This is a genomic window from Paraburkholderia sp. RL17-383-BIF-A, assembly GCF_046028015.1.
Classification (GTDB): Bacteria; Pseudomonadota; Gammaproteobacteria; order Burkholderiales; family Burkholderiaceae; genus Paraburkholderia.
The window spans coordinates 181,721-198,756 of the sequence record NZ_JARESR010000008.1 but is presented as its reverse complement, the minus strand read 5'-3'; the positions used below and the strand labels follow the sequence as shown (position 1 = coordinate 198,756).

At 63.7% G+C, this 17,036-nt stretch carries 13 protein-coding genes; 4 read left to right on the top strand and 9 right to left on the bottom strand.

Annotation, left to right across the window (positions count from 1 at the left end; translation table 11 throughout):
* Nucleotides 1-186: 186 nt before the first annotated feature.
* The gene (locus tag P0D71_RS12450) at nucleotides 187-978 is read right to left on the bottom strand and encodes a hypothetical protein (protein ID WP_408301406.1); all 792 of its coding nucleotides are present in this window, start codon (nucleotides 976-978) and stop codon (nucleotides 187-189) included.
* Nucleotides 979-1,420: 442 nt separating this feature from the next.
* Between P0D71_RS12450 and P0D71_RS12445 the strand changes: the two genes are divergently transcribed.
* Entirely contained in the window at nucleotides 1,421-3,472 is a 2,052-nt protein-coding gene (locus tag P0D71_RS12445; RefSeq protein ID WP_408480248.1) for an ATP-binding protein, read from the top strand.
* Between the two features lie 56 nt (nucleotides 3,473-3,528).
* On the opposite strand, the gene P0D71_RS12440 is transcribed toward P0D71_RS12445, so the two are convergent.
* From P0D71_RS12440 to P0D71_RS12425, 4 genes are all read right to left on the bottom strand, one after another.
* On the bottom strand, nucleotides 3,529-4,299 hold the full coding sequence (locus tag P0D71_RS12440) for a response regulator (RefSeq protein ID WP_408184915.1): 771 nt from the start codon (nucleotides 4,297-4,299) through the stop codon (nucleotides 3,529-3,531).
* Nucleotides 4,300-4,629: 330 nt separating this feature from the next.
* Nucleotides 4,630-4,827, bottom strand: coding sequence for a hypothetical protein (locus tag P0D71_RS12435; RefSeq protein WP_408480246.1), 198 nt, complete (start codon nucleotides 4,825-4,827; stop codon nucleotides 4,630-4,632).
* A complete protein-coding gene (gene cydB, locus P0D71_RS12430; RefSeq protein ID WP_091802103.1) occupies nucleotides 4,802-5,806 on the bottom strand; it encodes a cytochrome d ubiquinol oxidase subunit II in 1,005 nt (334 codons plus the stop codon). The genes P0D71_RS12435 and cydB overlap by 26 nt, the downstream gene beginning before the upstream one ends.
* A 40-nt stretch (nucleotides 5,807-5,846) precedes the next feature.
* Nucleotides 5,847-7,262: a cytochrome ubiquinol oxidase subunit I gene (locus P0D71_RS12425; protein WP_091802099.1), complete on the bottom strand. Its 1,416-nt coding sequence runs from the start codon at nucleotides 7,260-7,262 to the stop codon at nucleotides 5,847-5,849.
* A 636-nt stretch (nucleotides 7,263-7,898) separates the two neighbouring features.
* On the opposite strand from P0D71_RS12425, the gene P0D71_RS12420 reads away from it, so the two are divergent.
* Both P0D71_RS12420 and P0D71_RS12415 read left to right on the top strand, forming a co-directional pair.
* Complete coding sequence (locus P0D71_RS12420; RefSeq protein WP_408480245.1) at nucleotides 7,899-8,735, top strand: NAD-dependent epimerase/dehydratase family protein; 837 nt, start codon at nucleotides 7,899-7,901, stop codon at nucleotides 8,733-8,735.
* A 29-nt stretch (nucleotides 8,736-8,764) separates the two neighbouring features.
* Entirely contained in the window at nucleotides 8,765-10,057 is a 1,293-nt protein-coding gene (locus tag P0D71_RS12415; RefSeq protein WP_408349443.1) for an MFS transporter, read from the top strand.
* Nucleotides 10,058-10,227: 170 nt separating this feature from the next.
* On the opposite strand, the gene P0D71_RS12410 is transcribed toward P0D71_RS12415, so the two are convergent.
* The 3 genes from P0D71_RS12410 to garL all read right to left on the bottom strand — a co-directional run bounded on the left by P0D71_RS12410 (nucleotide 10,228) and on the right by garL (nucleotide 14,212).
* Entirely contained in the window at nucleotides 10,228-12,243 is a 2,016-nt protein-coding gene (locus P0D71_RS12410; protein ID WP_408480242.1) for a glycoside hydrolase family 28 protein, read from the bottom strand.
* Between the two features lie 243 nt (nucleotides 12,244-12,486).
* A complete protein-coding gene (locus P0D71_RS12405; protein ID WP_091802088.1) occupies nucleotides 12,487-13,380 on the bottom strand; it encodes a 2-hydroxy-3-oxopropionate reductase in 894 nt (297 codons plus the stop codon).
* A 31-nt stretch (nucleotides 13,381-13,411) separates the two neighbouring features.
* On the bottom strand, nucleotides 13,412-14,212 hold the full coding sequence (gene garL / locus P0D71_RS12400) for a 2-dehydro-3-deoxyglucarate aldolase (RefSeq protein ID WP_408349449.1): 801 nt from the start codon (nucleotides 14,210-14,212) through the stop codon (nucleotides 13,412-13,414).
* Between the two features lie 223 nt (nucleotides 14,213-14,435).
* Between garL and P0D71_RS12395 the strand changes: the two genes are divergently transcribed.
* Nucleotides 14,436-16,019, top strand: coding sequence for an aldehyde dehydrogenase (NADP(+)) (locus P0D71_RS12395; protein ID WP_408480241.1), 1,584 nt, complete (start codon nucleotides 14,436-14,438; stop codon nucleotides 16,017-16,019).
* Between the two features lie 127 nt (nucleotides 16,020-16,146).
* Here P0D71_RS12395 and P0D71_RS12390 read toward each other — a convergent pair whose 3' ends face one another.
* A complete protein-coding gene (locus P0D71_RS12390) occupies nucleotides 16,147-16,890 on the bottom strand; it encodes a FadR/GntR family transcriptional regulator (protein WP_091802078.1) in 744 nt (247 codons plus the stop codon).
* Nucleotides 16,891-17,036: the final 146 nt, after the last annotated feature.

Genomic DNA, 17,036 nt, shown 5'->3' with positions numbered 1-17,036 from the left:
GAATGAGTGCGGGGAAAGACAACCAGGACTTCGGAAGCAAGACGGCGTGCGGCGACGGCTTTTTTATCCTAGGCGGTGCGCGCTCACAAAAAAAGGCGCATCGTGTGGGGCGCACGGCTCCGGTGTGCCACGTCCGCGGCATCGCGAGCCGGTGCGAGTGGCCGGGACTCGCCTGAGCGTTCGCTGTTAGGCGGCTGCTTCATTCATTTCGCTGTCGCTCGATTCGGCGGCGAGCAGGTTCAGCGCAAGCAGAATGGCCGGGCGATTATCGATGTCGATGTCAATGCCGAGTTCGTCCGTGAGCCAGCGGCCGATCTTGGTGTTGGAAAAATCCTCGGCGCCCGCCGTCTTCTTCATGGTGACGCCGAGTTTGACGGCGCGATAGTGATACGAGGGCACCCGATGCTGCGCAGCGACTGCCGACAACCCGCCTTTTCCTTCCGAGCACCAGCCGAGGCTGCCGGCCAGCACGATTCGCTCCGGCTCGTCGAGGCTCTCGATAAAGGCACGCGCCGAGAGCCGCACGCGCTGCTCGTCGAGGCCGTATTGCAGCAGCACGCTTTCCACCGGGTCTTCCAGCGCTTGCGCATGAAGATCGATTTCCTGCGCCATGCCTTCGTTTTCCATCGATACGTTGCGCTGGTGGCCGGCGCTGCGCAGGCAGTCGATCAGGTAGCGGCGGAAATACGCGCACAGGGCGTAGCCGTTGGACGGCGCGCTGTCGGCGCAGGCGCGGGTTTCCGTATGGCCTGGCGCGAGGCGCAGGACTTTCGCGTAGATGAACTGGGCGACCAGTTCTTCCTTGTCCTCGCCGAGCGCCTGCAATTCGAGCGGGTGATAGGTTCGCAACGCCCGCTTGACCAGTTCGACCATCGACACCATTTCGTCGCCGGACAACCGGGTACGCCGGCGCCACAAATCCGGCAGGATGGCATCGTCGAGATTGCGGACGAACTCGTGGCTCGGAACTGCGCCCATGAAAAACCTCCAGAAGGGGTAAGGCCAAGGAGCGCGGTGAGCCTGAACTGCAGGCGGGGTGTGGATGATGAAGCTTTGAAGCCGCGCTGGAGAATGTGAATTCAGTATGGTTTCCAACGGCGGCTTCGCCTATATGGATTAAGTGGTAGCTGATGGGTAAACTGCCGGGTAAACCATCCGGCAAAGCGCATCTTATTCGTCTGAAGAGAAGCCGCTTGCACGGGAAGATCGCATCGCACTGCCGCAGCGCAGTTGCATCGCGCACGCAAAGCCACGCCGTAACCGATGCGGTCGCAGCCAGGTCCGCGCCACCCGCGTCGCCGCGCTTTCAGGCGACCTCACCGAACGTGCCGTGCCCGGTACCGTGCATGGACCAGAGTAGGCGCTAAAGCGCTGGCTCCGATCGATAAGATCGATACGATCGACACAAGGAGACCGCGGAATGCGGGCTGACCCGATCCAGCGTGCCATCGACGAAGATCTGGTGCGCGTGTTATACGCGCAAGATCCGATCGCCTTCTTTTCGCACTGGTTTTCGATCGCGGTGCTGGTGGCGATCTACTGGCCGAAGATACCGTCGCCGCCGCTGTTTATCGCGTGTTTCGGTTTCTATGCGGCAGCCAATTGCGGCAGCCTCGCGCTATGGATTTGCAACCGCCGCTATCCGTCGCTCGTCTCGCCGCGCGGCTGGATCTATCTGCATGCGCTCCGCGGCGTGTTGCTGTACAGCGCGCCGGGCATCGCGGTGTGGTTCGCGTTCCAGAGCCCGCAAACCGACTTGCCGCTGCTGCACACCGTCATGCTCGTGACGCTCGCCGCGGGCGTGTTCATGTCGAATGGCTTCGACCTGCTGAATTTCTCGACCGCGATTCCTTTTCTGCTGTTTCCGTCGATCGTCATGCATTTCGGTACGCACACGTTCGACCGCACGATTCTCGCGATCGTCCTCGCGTTTTTCTTTTGCGCGATCAACGTCTATGCGCTGAGTTATCGCAAGCTGTTCCAGCAGGTCGTGCAGGCGCGCGTCGACCAGCAATATCTGGCGGAGTCGCTGGCCGCGCAAAAACGCGTGGCCGAAGAAGCGAGCCTGGCCAAAACACGCTTTTTTGCGGCTGCCAGTCACGACTTGCGTCAGCCGCTGCATGCCATCGGCCTGCTCGCGGCATCGCTGAACGACGCGGCGGCAACCCCCGCGCAGCACGCGAAGACCGCCGAGCACATCGTCTACAACGTCGAGGCGCTGAACCAGCTGTTCAACCAGGTGCTCGATCTGGCGCGGCTCGAAAGCGGCGTGACGCAGGTGATCCGGCTGCATTTCCGGCTCTCCGAGCTGTTCGAACGGGTCGGCAGCCAGTATCGTCCGCAGGCCGCCGCCAAAGGGCTGGCGCTGCGCATCGCGCCGACCACGATGGTCGTGCACGACGACCCCGTGCTGCTCGAACGCGTACTGAGCAATCTGCTTTCGAACGCGGTCCGTTATACCGAAGAAGGCGCGATCTGGCTGGGCGTTCGCCGCGCGGGGCGGCCGGCGGGCGGCTATGTCGAAGTGCGCGACTCGGGCATCGGCATTCCAGTCGAGGAGCACGAACGCATCTTCGAGGAGTTCTATCAGGTCGCCAATCCGCAACGCGACGCGCGACAGGGCCACGGTCTCGGCTTGCCGACGGTGAAGCGGCTGGTCGAGATGCTCGGCGGCAAGCTGCAACTGCGTTCGGCCCCGGGCCGCGGTTCGGTGTTTCGCTTCCCGGTGCAGGCGGGCGATGCCGGCGGCATTGTCGCTAGCCTGAACGAAGCGGTGGCCGGCGGTCCGTCGGCGCAAGGGCGGCGCGTGCTGTGCATCGACGACGATCCGTCGATTCTCGAAGGCCTCGTCAGTCTGCTGGGCCGCTGGGGTTGCAGCGTGCTCGGCGCGCGCGACGAGGCCGACGCGCTCGCGGCGCTCGAAGGCGGCTTCGTGCCCGATGCCGTGCTGTGCGATTACCAGCTGGCGAATCACCGTACCGGCGCACAGGCGCTGACTGCGGTGCGCAACGCGCTCGCGCGCGCGGGGCACGACAACGTGGTGACGCTGCTCATCACGGGCGACATGGCGTCGGCGGAACTGGCGGCGCTCGCGTTGCAGGGGATTCCGGTGCTTCATAAGCCGGTCACGCCGGCGCGCCTGCGGCGCACGCTGGAGATGCTGTGGCAGCAAGCGGAGCTGGATAAGGGGCGGGCGTCGGCCGCGCTGGAATCGCGCGGGGATCGGCCGGGCAAAGAAGCGGGAAAGGAGCCGGGTAAAGAGGCGGGAAAAGAAGCGGGCAAAGAAGCGGGCAAAGAAGCGGGCAAAGAAGCGGGCAAAGAGCTCGGCAAAGAAGCGGCCGGCCGACCGGCGAACGGTGTGATGCGGGCCGGCGAGAATCTGCCGCAAGGCGAACCGAGAATAGGCTCGCAAAGCCAGCCCCAGAACACCCGGTATCAAAGCACCCCGTCGCAAAGCGAACCGCAGAAATAGAAGCGAACAAACGGCGAGAACAGACGACGAGAACGCCGTCTGCCCCGCATCTCGTTCTACAGGGTTTTCCCGGCTTCCAGCCAGCCGTTGATGACGGCGATCGCCGTCGATCGGTTATGCACACCGAGGGCCCGGAAAATCACCGACAGATGCACCTTCACCGTCCCCTCCGCGACGCCCAGCTCGCGCGCGATCATCTTGTTGGTCCAGCCGCGATGAACGAGCCGCATGATGTCCTGCTGGCGCGGCGACAGATTTTCCAATAGATGCTGCTGGTGCGGCTGCAACGCCTGAATCTGCGCGAGCGGCTCCGTGAGTGCGGCGCTGCTCTGGCCGGGCGCGCGTGCGCCAGACGGCGCCGCGCCTGGCAGCGACGGATCCGCGGCAGCTTCGGCGTGCGCGGGCGCCGCCTGCGCTTCCCGGCAGCCCAGCAAGCTCAGCGCTTCCATGGGTACGTAGGCGCCGCCCGAGAGCACCAGTTCGATTGCCTTGAGCATGACGCTGGCGGGCTGGCGCTTCGGCACGAAGCCGAGCGCGCCGGCGGCCAGCACCGCGCGCATTTCATCCGGTGATTCTTCGGCGGAGAGGACGACGAGCGGGAGCGCGGGGTTCGCTTTCAGCAGCACTTCGAGCGACGATGCACCGCTCATGCCCGGCATGTGCAGATCGACGATGGCAAGATCGTGATCGGCGTCGGGACGCGCGAGGGTCGCGAGCGTCTCCCAGTTATCGGCTTCGTCGAACTGGGCGTCGGGATCGAGGCCGCGCAGCATACCCTTGACGCCCTCGCGGATCAGTTCATGGTCGTCGGCTACAAGAAACTTCATGATGGCTCCGCGAGTCGGGCCTGCCCGATGTGGGCCGCCGCGGTTATAGGGTCTCGTTTTACTTCTAGCCTCGTGAATCGCATCATTGCCGCCCACCCCGCGATCATATGCCTGACCGGTGGCGCGGCGCGCCTTCCGGCGTGCCGCTCGTGTAACCGTTTATTTGTCAAATCGCCATGGGGTCCGATGCACTGCATGATGTTTAAGGCAGGTCTCCCGCGCATAGGTTCCGGCTTGCATGGTAGACGAGCCGAATGGCCCTTTTTTGAAGCTGCCCATGCAGGATTCCGAAGGTTATGCGCACCGGATCGAATCACGTCAAAGCAGTCTCTATTTGACTGCAAATAACGTCGCATTCATCAGAATCTTGAATGCGAAACCGAGCGACATGGCCGAGCCTACGCCGAAACACCACAGCGCGATGAACCAGAGCCAGCCGGGCAGCTTGCGCGCCGGCGCCGGCGCGGGCGATGCGGGATGACTTGCCCCGGCGTTTGTCTGCTTAGTGATAATGATGTTGGTCGCCATGACGCACCTTGCCACGAAATACCCAATAACCCATCGTCGTATAAGCGATGATGATCGGCAGAATGACCGCTGCGCCGACCAGCGTGAACATCTGGCTCGAACGCGGCGCGGCGGCTTCCCAGAGCGTCATGCTCGACGGAATCGCGTACGGCCACAGGCTCACCAGCAGCCCCGCATAACCCAGCAGCACCAGCAGCAGCGCGAGTCCGAACGGCGTGTTGTGATGCCGCTCACGCACCGCGCGATGCATGAAGAACGCGCATACCGCCACGAGGAACGGCACCGGCAGCAAACGGTAGAAGAGGCCGTCATGGAACCAGCGTTGCGCGATGTTCGGATCCTGCAGCGGCGTCCACACGCTCACCATCGCGATGAAGCCGAGCAGCACGATCGTCAGCGGCCAGACCACGCGATGCAGGCGGCGTTGCAGATCGCCTTCGGTCTTCGCCACCAGCCAGCAGCAGCCGAGCAGCGCATAGGTGACGACGAGTCCGAGGCCCGTCAGCAGACTGAACGGCGTGAGCCAGCCGAAGGCGTCGCCCGCATAGGCGCCGTCGATCACGGGAATGCCTTGCAGGAACGCGCCCAGCGCGATGCCCTGAAAGAACGTCGCACCCGCCGAGCCGCCGATGAACGCCAGGTCCCACAGATGCTTCGTACGATTGGCCTTGGCGCGAATCTCGAACGACACGCCGCGAAAGATCAGGCAGATGAGCATGAAGATCAGCGGCAGATACAGCGCGGACAGCACGGTCGAGTAGACCGCCGGAAACACCGCGAACAGACCGGCGCCGCCGAGCACCAGCCAGGTTTCGTTGCCGTCCCACACCGGCGCGACCGTGTTCATCATCAGGTCGCGTTCCTTCTCGTCGGGGAAGAACGGGAAGACGATGCCGATGCCCAGATCGAAGCCGTCCAGCACCACATACATGAAAAGGCCCAGCGCGATGATCGCGGCCCACACTACGGTTACGTCCATGTTCTTTCTCTATCGCAAGTCGTTGCTGAAGCAGGGCGGGTCAGGCGGCGTCGATCATGTGATCGGCGGCGGAGAGCGGGCGGCGCGCGGTCTGGTTCGGTGAGCGTTGCTCCGGCGCACCGTGCGGCGTATGACCCGGTAGAGCGGGCCCCGTGCGCATGAGCTTGAGCATGTAGTAGATGCCGGTGCCGAACACGAGGAAGTAGACCACCACGAAGGCCATCAGCGAGATGCCGACCTGCTGCGTGGTCAGCGGCGACACAGCCTGCGAGGTGCGCATCACCCCGTACACCACCCACGGCTGACGTCCCGCTTCGGTCGTGACCCAGCCGGCCAGCAGCGTGATGAAGCCGGTCGGCCCCATCGCCACGGCCACGCGCTGGAACCACTTCGATTCGAACAGGCGCTCACGGCGGCGCAGCACCCACGCGGCGACCGACATCAGGATCATCAGCACGCCGAGGCCCGCCATGATGCGGAAGCTCCAGAACACCACCGTCGAGTTCGGCCGGTCTTGCGGCGGGAATTCCTTGAGGCCGCGAATCTCGCCGTCCCAGCTATGCGTAAGGATCAGGCTGCCCAGGTGCGGAATCGACACGGCGTAGCGCGTGGTTTCCGCCTGCATGTCGGGAATGCCGAACAGGTTCAGCGCGGTGCCGCCTTTTTCGGTGTCCCACAGGCCTTCGATCGCCGCGATCTTGGCCGGCTGATATTCGCGCGTGTTCAAACCATGCTGATCGCCGACGAAAGCCTGGATCGGCGTGAGGATCAGCAGCAGCCACAGCGCCATCGAGAACATCTTCTTGACGGCGGGATCGCGCCGTCCGCGCAGCAGATGCCACGCGCCCACCGCCGCCACTACCAGCGCCGCGACGATGAACGCCGCGAGCGCCATATGCGCGAGCCGGTACGGGAACGACGGATTGAACACGATCTTGAACCAGTCGAGCGGCACGACGCGGCCGTTCACGACTTCGAAGCCTTGCGGCGTTTGCATCCAGCTATTGGAGGCGAGAATCCAGAAGGTCGAGATCAGCGTGCCGATCGCCACCATCAGCGTGGCGCCGAAGTGGGCGCGCGGGCTCACGCGCTGCCAGCCGAACAGCATGATGCCGAGGAAGCCCGCTTCGAGGAAGAACGCCGTCATGACCTCGTACATGAGAAGCGGTCCGGTGACGGGGCCGGCGAAACTGGAGAAGCCCGACCAGTTGGTGCCGAACTGATAGCTCATCACGACGCCGGAGACGACGCCCATGCCGAAGGCGACCGCGAAGATCTTCGACCAGAACAGGCAAAGATCTTTGTAGTACGCCTTGCCGGTTTTCAGCCAGCGCCACTCGAGGACGGCAATGAAACTGGCGAGACCGATGCTGAGCGCCGGAAAAACGATGTGGAAGGAGACAGTGAACGCAAACTGGATGCGGGCGAGATCAAATGCCGATAAAGCGGAGTTCATGAGCGTGAAGTGCGTGATGACCGCGGGGGCGGACTACGCGCGTCGACCGGTGTCGGTGCGCACTGCGCTGGGCAGATGACGCAAGCGTAGGGGATCGACGAAAACTTTGCTGCGGTGCGGTGTGCGTCAAAAAACCACGTTGTTTTATGACGATTTTCTTTTTTGAGACGGCAAACCGTTGATGGATATCAAGTTTTCCTGAATGCCCTCGTGCCATGACCGGCGCGCGACGCTGCGCAACTGCGGCAATCGACCGCGCTGCAGCAGCGTCGCAGGAAGAGGGTTGCGCATAGGGAACCGCAGGCCGCCATACTTGCTCAAGTGTCCGCGCTCGCGTTTCGAATCGCCGAGACAGTCGGCCGGCCGCCGCGCGCCACGCTGAAGAATTTGCCGCTGAAAACGCACTTCAAGTTATACGATGTCACATAAATATGTCGAAGCTAGATGTTTGTTTACCCAAGGAAATTTACTGGAAGATCAAATCGAATAAGGGTAAGTGCCTAATTGAAATCCGGTTCGCCATCGCGGATAGTACGTTATCGTACAACTATCGCTAAATCGGCAAGCGGTTCATCCGATGACCAGGCGATTGCGGTACCCCGAGTTCGATCGCGCAAGGCGCAGTAAAGGAACCCTATGAAGAAGATTGCTCTCAGTGGAGCCGGTGGCCAGCTAGGCTCGGTGGTACGCGCCGCGTTGATCGCGCGCGGCACGCCGTTGCGCTCGGCCGCGGGCTCGAAAGCCCTCGTGCCGCTCGTGGAAGGCGAGGACGTGATGCACGGCGACCTGCGCGACCCGGCAGTCGTGGACCGGCTGCTGGCGGGTGTCGATGTCCTGATCCATTTCGCGGGTACGAGCGTGGAGCGGCCGCTGCCGGAGATCATCGAGAACAATCTGCGCGGGCTGGTCGAAGTCTATGAAGGTGCGCGCCGCCAGGGTGTGCGGCGTATCGTGTTCGCGAGTTCGAATCACGCCATCGGCATGTATCCCGTCACCGAACATCTCAGCCTCGACTGCGAACTGCGCCCGGACGGTTTCTACGGTCTGAGCAAGGTGTGGGGCGAAGCGCTGGCCAGAATGTACTGGGACAAGCACGGTATCGAGAGTGTGTGCGTGCGCATCGGCAGCTGCCTCGAGCGGCCCACCGAGCCCCGGCATCTGAGCACCTGGTTCGGGCATCGCGATCTGCTGCATTTCCTCGACCGCTGTGTCGAGGCCGAGGACGTGGGTTTCCTGACCATCTGGGGTGTGTCGGCCAACACGCGAAGCTGGTGGGACAACAGCGGCGCCGCACGTCTGGGCTATCAGCCGACGCAAAACGCCGAAACCTACGCCGAAGAAATTCTTGCACGGCCGAATCCGCTCGACGCGCTGGGCCAGCGTTTCCAGGGCGGCAGCTTTGTGGGTATCGACTATTCGCGCGATGATGCGGGCCCGGACGGCTCGGCCCATCCCGCAACGCGGCCCGTTTGAGCCGACGAGGATTACGAGGAGACGCAGCAATGAAAATCAAGGGTATCCGCTGGTGGATGGTCAGCCTGGTCGCGGCCGGGCTCATCATCAATTACCTCGCGCGCAATACGCTCTCAGTGGCGGCGCCGACGTTGATGAAGGACCTCCACATCACCACCGAGCAGTATTCGCACGTGGTCGTGGCGTGGCAACTTTGTTATGCCTTCATGCAGCCGGTCGCCGGCTTTGTGCTCGATACCGTGGGCACCAAGATCGGCTTTGCGGTGTTCGCGCTGGCCTGGTCGCTGGCGTGCGCCGCGGCGGCGTGGTCGACGGGCTGGCGCAGCCTCGCGTTCTTCCGCGGCCTGCTCGGCGTTGCGGAAGCGGCCGGCATTCCGGCCGGCGTCAAGGCGACGAGCGAGTGGTTCCCCGCCAAGGAGCGTTCGGTGGCGATCGGCTGGTTCAACATCGGCTCGTCGATCGGCGCGCTGCTGGCGCCGCCGCTGGTGGTCTGGGCATTGTTGCGCGGAGAGTGGCAGCTCGCGTTCGTGATCGTCGGCGTGGCCGGCATTGTCTGGAGCGTGCTGTGGATGGCGCTCTACAAGCATCCGCGTAAGCAGAAGCTGTTGGGCGACGCCGAGCGCGACTACATTCTCAGCGGCCAGGAAGCGAAGCACAGCGACGCCGGCGCCGCCAGGCGCAGCTGGTTCGCCATGCTCGGCAGCCGCGACTTCTGGGCGATCGGCATTCCGCGCATTCTTTCCGAACCGGCGTGGCAGACCTTCAACGCGTGGATTCCGCTGTACATGATGACCGAACGTCACATGAACCTGAAGGAAGTCGCGCTGTATGCGTGGATGCCGTTTCTGGCCGCGGATATCGGCTGCGTGCTGGGCGGCTATCTCAGTCCGCTGTTTCACAAGTACGCGAAGGTGTCGCTGTTCACGTCGCGCAAGATGGTGTTCGTGGTCGGCGCGCTGTGCATGATCGGGCCGGCCTGCGTCGGTCTGGTGGCGAGTCCTTATGTGGCGGTGGCGCTGCTGTGCGTCGGCGGGTTTGCGCATCAGACCTTGTCGGGCGCGCTTTACGCGATCACGTCCGATATGTTCGGCAAGAATGAAGTCGCCACCGCGACCGGCATGGGCGGCATGGCGGGCTATCTGGGTGCTGCGGCGTTCACGGCGCTGTTCGGCGTGCTGGTGACGCAGGTCGGCTACAGCCCGCTGTTCGTCGTGCTGGCGGTGTTCGACATCATCGCGGCCGCTGTGGTGTGCCTGCTGGCGAAGAGTGCCGACAAGACGCCCGAGCCGCGTTGGACGCCGGTGAGCGCGGTCGCGAAGTGATGCTGGCCATGTTGGGATGACTAACACCCGGCGCTGATCGAGCGCGCCGGTCAATAGAAAAATGGCGGCGCTTTCTGGCGCCGCCATTTTTGCTTGTGCTCACTGCGTTTCTTCAACGTTCACGGCTGGACGACGCTCGCGCTTCGCCCAGCCGTTCAACCCTCTACCGCTCAACGTTTATCGACGACCGTCGCGTTGTATGTCGTCGCGCCGATCACCACGTTGTTCAACGTAATGCCGTTGACGTTGTACGCGTAGATCGGCCCGGGCGTCGTCGCGCTAGCGGGTCCGGCCGAGACCGCCGTGCCCAGATTGCAGTTCGAGATCGTCACGCCGGTGATCGGCGGAATGGTCGGGGTCGGCGCCGCGCCGTTGTAGTCGAACGCGACAGGCCCTTGAGCGACGATCGCCTGGAAGCACGAGCCGGTCACGCCGCCCACCGTCACGTTGCTCGCCGTCACGTTCGAAATGTTCACGTTCTGCACGACTGCCGGACGGATGCGAATCGCGTCGTTGGCCGGTTGATAGTCGCAGTCGAACGTGATCAGCCCGCCCTGTGCCGCCGACGGATTGGCGGCAGTCGCCGTCACGACGCCGAGCGGCACCGTGGCATTGATCGGGCTGCCGCTCAGCAACGCGCTGCCGTAGCCGCCGCCCTTGAGGCTGACGCCGTTGGGCAGCGTGACCGTATCGACGTAGAAGTTCTTCACGAAGCCGCCGCGATTCATGTTCGTCTTGATACGAATCGCGATGTTCAGCGGGTTGGTCGCCCAGTTCTGGTTCAGCATCTTCAGATTGCGCGCATAGATGTTCTGCACGCCGCCGCCCATTTCACTGCCGAGCGTGATGCCGCCGTGGCCGCTATTCATCGTGCAGTTCTGGATCACGTGATTCTGCGCGGGACCGTATTGTGTATCGAGATCCTTACCCGACTTGATCGCGATGCAGTCGTCGCCGGTGTTGAACGTCACGCTGTCGCAGAGCACGTTGTTGCACGCGTCCGGGTCGAAGCCGTCGTTATTCGGGCCAATGCTGTTGGTCGTCACGCCGCGAATCACGACGTTCTTGCAATCGGTCGGATGATGCTGCCAGAACGGTGTGTTGTTGGTGGTGTAGTTCTCCATCAACACATTCGTGCAGCCGAGGAACTCGACCATGCACGGACGCAGATAGTGGCCGACGCCGAACACGCGCTGCGCGATCGGCACGCCTGCCTCCGAGAGGGCTGGCAGATAGTTCTGGTCCTCCTGCCAGGGTGTCGTGGGGCTGGTCAGTTGCGCGTAGAGCGCGTCGGAAATGCCGGGTGCGGCAGTTTTCAGGTCGACGTTCTTCGGATTGAGATAGGCCTGCGACGGTGTCGACGAATTCACGCACCCGTACGCACCATTCGATCCCTTGAAGGTCCACCAGCACGTCGCGGTGTTGCCGCTGCCGGCGAACGGCGTCATGGCCTGTCCGTTGAGCACCGAGCTCGCGTCTTCGCCGGTCAGTGCAATGTTGGTCTGGTTGCGCGCGTAGACGGGGGAGCCGTAGTTCAGGCAGTCGTTCGCCTGCCAGCGGCTATAGAACAGGTTGCCGTTGGCGCCGCAGGCGACCGGGCCGTCCTTCGCGTAGTCCGCCGGGTTCGGGCTGAAGTAGATCGTGCAATTCGCGCTGAGGTGGAAGTTCACGTTGCTGAGCAGGACGATCGGTCCGGCGCAATACCACGTACCGGCCGGCACGACCACGCGTCCGCCGCCGGCGGCGTTGCAGGCCTGGATGGCGGCCAGAAAGGCAGGGCGGGAGTCGAATGAACCAGCGGCGTTGGTGAGATTCGAACCCGGACTCGCGACGGATGCCGAGCCGGTGTACGGATTGGTCACGGCGACGACGGCGCACGGCGCGGCACCGTATTGCGTGACGACGAAGTCGCGTGCCGGGAACATCGACTGGGTAATGCCCTGCAAGGACGCGATGATCTGTGTCGCGGCGCCCGAGGTGCCCCAGATCGGATCCTGTACGACAGGCGGCGTGGTCGTGCCGCCGTTGACCGAGCCGCCGCAGGCGGATAGGCCGCCGAGCAGGGTCGCGCCCGCTGACGTTCCCGCCAGCACGATAAAGGCACGGCGAGCGGGCGAATTCGGTTCGGTCCGGCCGGGCGTTCCTGATATCGCACGCTTGCCGCTGTTTTTATCGATGATTGCCACGGTTGTCTCCTTGCCCTTTGCGGGCGTTGTTAAAAGTCGTTGCTATTCGGGTGGATACGACTTGTCGAAGGCGTTGTGTTAACGTAAGGTATCCTTAATATTCGTAAGAAAATTTTCCTGGTGGGAAATGGCGTAGCTTTGCTGACGCGTAGCGAAAAAGAAAGCGAACGCGCGCATGCGCCGCTGCGGCTTGCCTATTTGCATAAGGCAAGCGCAGCGGCGCCTGAAAGACAGACGTGCGGTTTAGGCCGGTTTTTGCCCGATCTCGTGATTGGCGAGGATTTCGAGCGCGCGCACCATCGCCGAGTGATCCCATGCCTTGCCGCCATGCGCGACGCAGGCATTGAACAGCGCCTGGCAGGTAGCGGTATTCGGTAGCGACACGCCGAGCGATTGCGCGGTCGAGAGCGCGAGGTTCAGATCCTTCTGGTGCAGTTCGATGCGAAAGCCCGGGTCGAAGGTGCGCTTGGTCATGCGCTCGCCGTGCACTTCGAGAATGCGCGAGGACGCGAAACCGCCCATCAGCGCTTCACGCACGCGCGCCGGATCGACGCCGGCTTTGGACGCGAGCAGCAGCGCTTCGCCGACTGCCTCGATCGTCGCGGCAACGATCACCTGGTTGGCCACCTTGCACACCTGACCCGCGCCGACGCCGCCGATCAGCGTAACGTTCTTGCCCATCATGTCGAAAAGCGGCTTGACGCTCTCGAAGGTCGCCGATTCGCCGCCCACCATGATGGTCAGCGAACCGGCCTTGGCGCCGACTTCGCCGCCGGACACCGGCGCATCCATATAGTCCGCCCCGTGCTCGCGCACGCGCGCCGCGAACTCGCGCGTGGCCATCGGCGAAATGGAGCTCATGTCGACGACGGTTTGCCCCGCGCGCAGCGCGCCGGCGAGACCCTGATCGCCGAACAGCACGCGTTCCACATCGGGCGTATCCGGCACCATGATGAAAATCACGTCGGCATGCGCGGCGACGGCGGCCGGACTGTCGCACGCGACGGCGCCCGCCTGGATGAGATCGTCGGGCACGCCGCTGCGCGTGAACGCGGCCAGCGCGACGCCGTTCTTGAGAAGGTTGGCGGCCATGGGCTTGCCCATGATGCCGAGTCCGATAAAGCCTGCTTTTTGCATGGAATGCTCCGGAGATGTCGCGGCGGCCGGCTTACTGCTGGCCCGCCTGTTTCTGCATGAAGTGTTTTTGAACCGTCTGCGCGGCGCCTTTCAGCAGCCCCATGTCCGCGCACACCGCGACGACGCGGCAGCCCATCGCGATGTAGCGCTCCGCGTCGGCCTGGACCGGGGCGAGGATGCCGCTCGGCTTGCCCGCGGCGTGCGCGCGTTCGAACACGTGCGCGATGGCCTGCTGCACGTCGGGGTGACTCGGGTTGCCGATATGGCCATAGGCGGCCGCGAGGTCGGATGGTCCGACGAACACGGCGTCCACGCCGTCCACGGCGAGAATGTCGTCGATCGCTTCGACCGCCTTGCGGCTTTCGATCTGCACGATGACGCAGACGTTGTCGTTGGCAATGTCGAAGTAATCGGGCACGGTCGCGTAGCGATTGCCGCGCTGGCTCACCGAGACGCCGCGAATGCCCTGCGGCGGGTAGCGTGTGGCGGCGACGGCGCGAGCCGCGTCTTCGGCGCTGTCGACGAACGGCACCAGGAAATTCGAGAAGCCGCTATCGAGCAGACGCTTGATGAACACGCTGTCGTTGGCCGGCGGCCGGACGACCGGCGCGCTCGCGCTGTCCTTGAGCGCCATCAGTTGGGGGATCAGCGTCAACACGTCGTTCGGCGCGTGCTCCGCGTCCAGCAGCATCCAGTCGAAGCCGATCACGCCGAGCAGTTCGGTCACGATCGGACTGGCGAGCGACGCCCAGCAGCCGATCAGGGTTTCGCCGCCGCGCACCGCTCGGCGAAAACTATTGGGTAAGGGCTGGTAGGGCGTGACGGCAGGCATGGGCTGATTTCCTCGAACGACGATGGATCGGGCAAGCTGCGACGACGGCAAAACGATAGTTATAGGTCGTCGTATGTCTAGGCCTCAGATTAGCACCGACCTTGCCGGTTGTAACGGCCACGTAAACCCGAATTCCTTGCGGGGCAAGCGTTTCCGGTTGCGCGAGTACCTCGCAGTGTTGTAGGATGACCTATATCTTAGGTCTTTATCCAAGGAAAGCGAAATGTCTATTACCGGCGAAATGCTGATCGGCCGCAAAACGGTGCGCGGCGAGGAAAAACCATTGCATGCGTTCAATCCTGCCACGGGATCGGACATCGCGGAGCCGGTTTTCGGCAGCGGCTCGGTTGCCCACGTCGGCGAGGCCTGTGAACTCGCGCGGCAGGCCTTCGATCCGTACCGCCAGTTGCCGCTCACGGTGCGCGCCGAATTTCTCGAACGCATCGCCGACGGCATCACGGCATTGGGCGATGCGCTGATCGAGCGGGCGCAACAGGAGTCTGGCTTGCCCAAGGCGCGTCTCGAAGGCGAACGCGGCCGCACCACGGGGCAGCTCAAACTGTTCGCGCAAGTCGTGCGCGCCGGTCAGTGGCTCGCCGCCACGCTCGATTCGCCGCTGCCGGAGCGCAAGCCGTTGCCGCGTTCCGACCTGCGTATGCAAAAGATTCCGCTCGGCCCGGTCGCGGTGTTCGGCGCCAGCAATTTCCCGCTCGCGTTTTCGGTGGCCGGCGGCGACACGGCGGCGGCGCTCGCGGCCGGTTGTCCGGTAGTGGTGAAGGCGCACCGCGCTCACCTTGGCACCTCGGAGATGGTCGGCCGTGTGATCCAGCGTGTCGCGCAAGAGATGGATTTGCCCGAAGGCGTGTTCTCGCTGATCGTCGGCGCGGGGAATTCCGTTGGCGAAGCGTTGGTCGCGCATCCGGCGATCAAGGCGGTCGGTTTCACCGGTTCGCGCGCGGGCGGCACCTCGCTGATGCGCGTGGCGGCGGCGCGTGCCGAACCGATTCCCGTCTATGCGGAAATGAGCAGCATCAATCCGGTGTTCCTTCTGCCGAACGCGCTGGCTCAGCGCGGCGAGAGCATTGCGCGCGGCTTCGTCGATTCGCTGGTGCTCGGCGCCGGTCAGTTCTGTACCAATCCGGGTCTCGCAATTGCCGTGGACAGCGACGCGCTCAAGGGCTTTGTCGCAACCGCGTCCGACGCACTGAGCGGCAAGCCCGCGCAAACCATGCTGACGTCCGGCATCCACGCTGCTTATGAAGAGGGCGAAGGCAAGCTGGCTGCGATCAAAGGCGTGGAAGCCGTGGCGCACGGCGTGGAAGCAAGCGGCCCGACGCAGGCTCGCGCGGCGTTGTTCGTAACCGATGCACAGACGTTCCTCGCCACGCCGGCGCTGGAAGATGAAGTGTTCGGCCCGGCCTCGACCATCGTGCGTTGCAAGGACGAGCAGGAGTTGCTGGCGGTCGCCGAGCATTTTGCCGGTCAGTTGACCGCCACGGTGCAGATGGATAGCGCCGACGTTCCGGCGGCAAGGAAGCTGGTGCCGATTCTCGAGCGCAAGGCCGGCCGGATTCTGGTCAACGGGTTCCCGACGGGCGTCGAGGTGTCGCACGCGATGGTGCACGGCGGCCCGTTCCCGGCCACGTCCGATAGCCGTGCGACTTCGGTCGGCACGACCTCGATCGAGCGCTTCCTGCGCCCGGTGTGCTACCAGGATTTCCCGTCCGATCTGTTGCCCGAGGCGCTGACCGACAGCAACCCGCTGAACCTGTGGCGCCGCCGCGATGGCGAGATCGCGCGCAGCTGAATGCCGGGTGAGCCGCGATCAGTGATCGCGTGAAATGAAAAATGGCCGGGGTCAGTTCGATCCCCGGCCATTTCTCTTTGCGTTCACGGCGACTGTCTGCGCCATGACTTCGCGGCGACGAAGCGGATCAGCTATTCGCCTCGGCGGCTTCGTTCGCACGCCGCAAGCGCTCGCGGCTGTTGGACAGATGCATGCGCATGGCCGCGCGTGCACCTTCCGCGTCATGCCGCGTGATCGCTTCGAGAATGCTTTCGTGTTCCAGGTTCACGAGCGACAGATACGCGTCCGGTTCCGCGCGCGCAATGCCCGCCGAATCGAGCCGGTTACGCGGAATCAGCGCGCTGCCCATTTGCGTGAGGATGTCGACGAAATAACGGTTGCCGGTCGCGCGCGCCACCGAGATATGAAACTGCAGATCGGCGTCGACGCTATCCAGCCCGTTGTGGCGCGTGGCTTCGATCGCGTCGAGCGCGGTGCGCATGCGCGCGAGGTCATCCGGCTTGGCGCGCTGGGCGGCGAGCCCCGCGCATTCCGTTTCGAGGCTGATGCGCAGTTCCAGGATCGACAACACGTCGCGCAAGGTGGTGGCGGGCACCATGTCGATACCCAGTTTTTCGCGCTGCGGCTCCAGCACGAAACTGCCGATGCCATGCCGCGTCTCGATGATCTTGCCTGCCTGCAAGCGCGAAATCGCTTCACGAATGACGGTGCGGCTCACGCTCAGCGTGACCATGAGCTGTGACTCGGTCGGCAGCTTGTCACCGGGTTTCAGGGCGTTGGAGGCAATCTGCTCGGTGACGTAGCTGACGACGAACTCGGCAAGATTACGAGCGCGTCGTGGCGGTGCTGCGGATGCCAGTGGTGTAGCCATCGAAAACGCCCCTTGAATCAGATAGTTGCGAACACTTCATGCGTTTCATTATACCGTCGTCTGACGACTGATTATATAGAGGCCGAATCATTTTGCGTGGCGGCGCTCGGCGTGGCATCGGCGTGCTGTCCGGGGCGTCTCGCGCT

Coding starts and splice junctions, on each gene's coding strand:
- P0D71_RS12450 (WP_408301406.1), bottom strand. CDS start 978: ATGGGCGCAGTTCCGAGCCACGAGTTCGTCCGCAATCTCGACGATGCC.
- P0D71_RS12445 (WP_408480248.1), top strand. CDS start 1,421: ATGCGGGCTGACCCGATCCAGCGTGCCATCGACGAAGATCTGGTGCGC.
- P0D71_RS12440 (WP_408184915.1), bottom strand. CDS start 4,299: ATGAAGTTTCTTGTAGCCGACGACCATGAACTGATCCGCGAGGGCGTC.
- P0D71_RS12435 (WP_408480246.1), bottom strand. CDS start 4,827: ATGGCGACCAACATCATTATCACTAAGCAGACAAACGCCGGGGCAAGT.
- cydB (WP_091802103.1), bottom strand. CDS start 5,806: ATGGACGTAACCGTAGTGTGGGCCGCGATCATCGCGCTGGGCCTTTTC.
- P0D71_RS12425 (WP_091802099.1), bottom strand. CDS start 7,262: ATGAACTCCGCTTTATCGGCATTTGATCTCGCCCGCATCCAGTTTGCG.
- P0D71_RS12420 (WP_408480245.1), top strand. CDS start 7,899: ATGAAGAAGATTGCTCTCAGTGGAGCCGGTGGCCAGCTAGGCTCGGTG.
- P0D71_RS12415 (WP_408349443.1), top strand. CDS start 8,765: ATGAAAATCAAGGGTATCCGCTGGTGGATGGTCAGCCTGGTCGCGGCC.
- P0D71_RS12405 (WP_091802088.1), bottom strand. CDS start 13,380: ATGCAAAAAGCAGGCTTTATCGGACTCGGCATCATGGGCAAGCCCATG.
- garL (WP_408349449.1), bottom strand. CDS start 14,212: ATGCCTGCCGTCACGCCCTACCAGCCCTTACCCAATAGTTTTCGCCGA.
- P0D71_RS12395 (WP_408480241.1), top strand. CDS start 14,436: ATGTCTATTACCGGCGAAATGCTGATCGGCCGCAAAACGGTGCGCGGC.
- P0D71_RS12390 (WP_091802078.1), bottom strand. CDS start 16,890: ATGGCTACACCACTGGCATCCGCAGCACCGCCACGACGCGCTCGTAAT.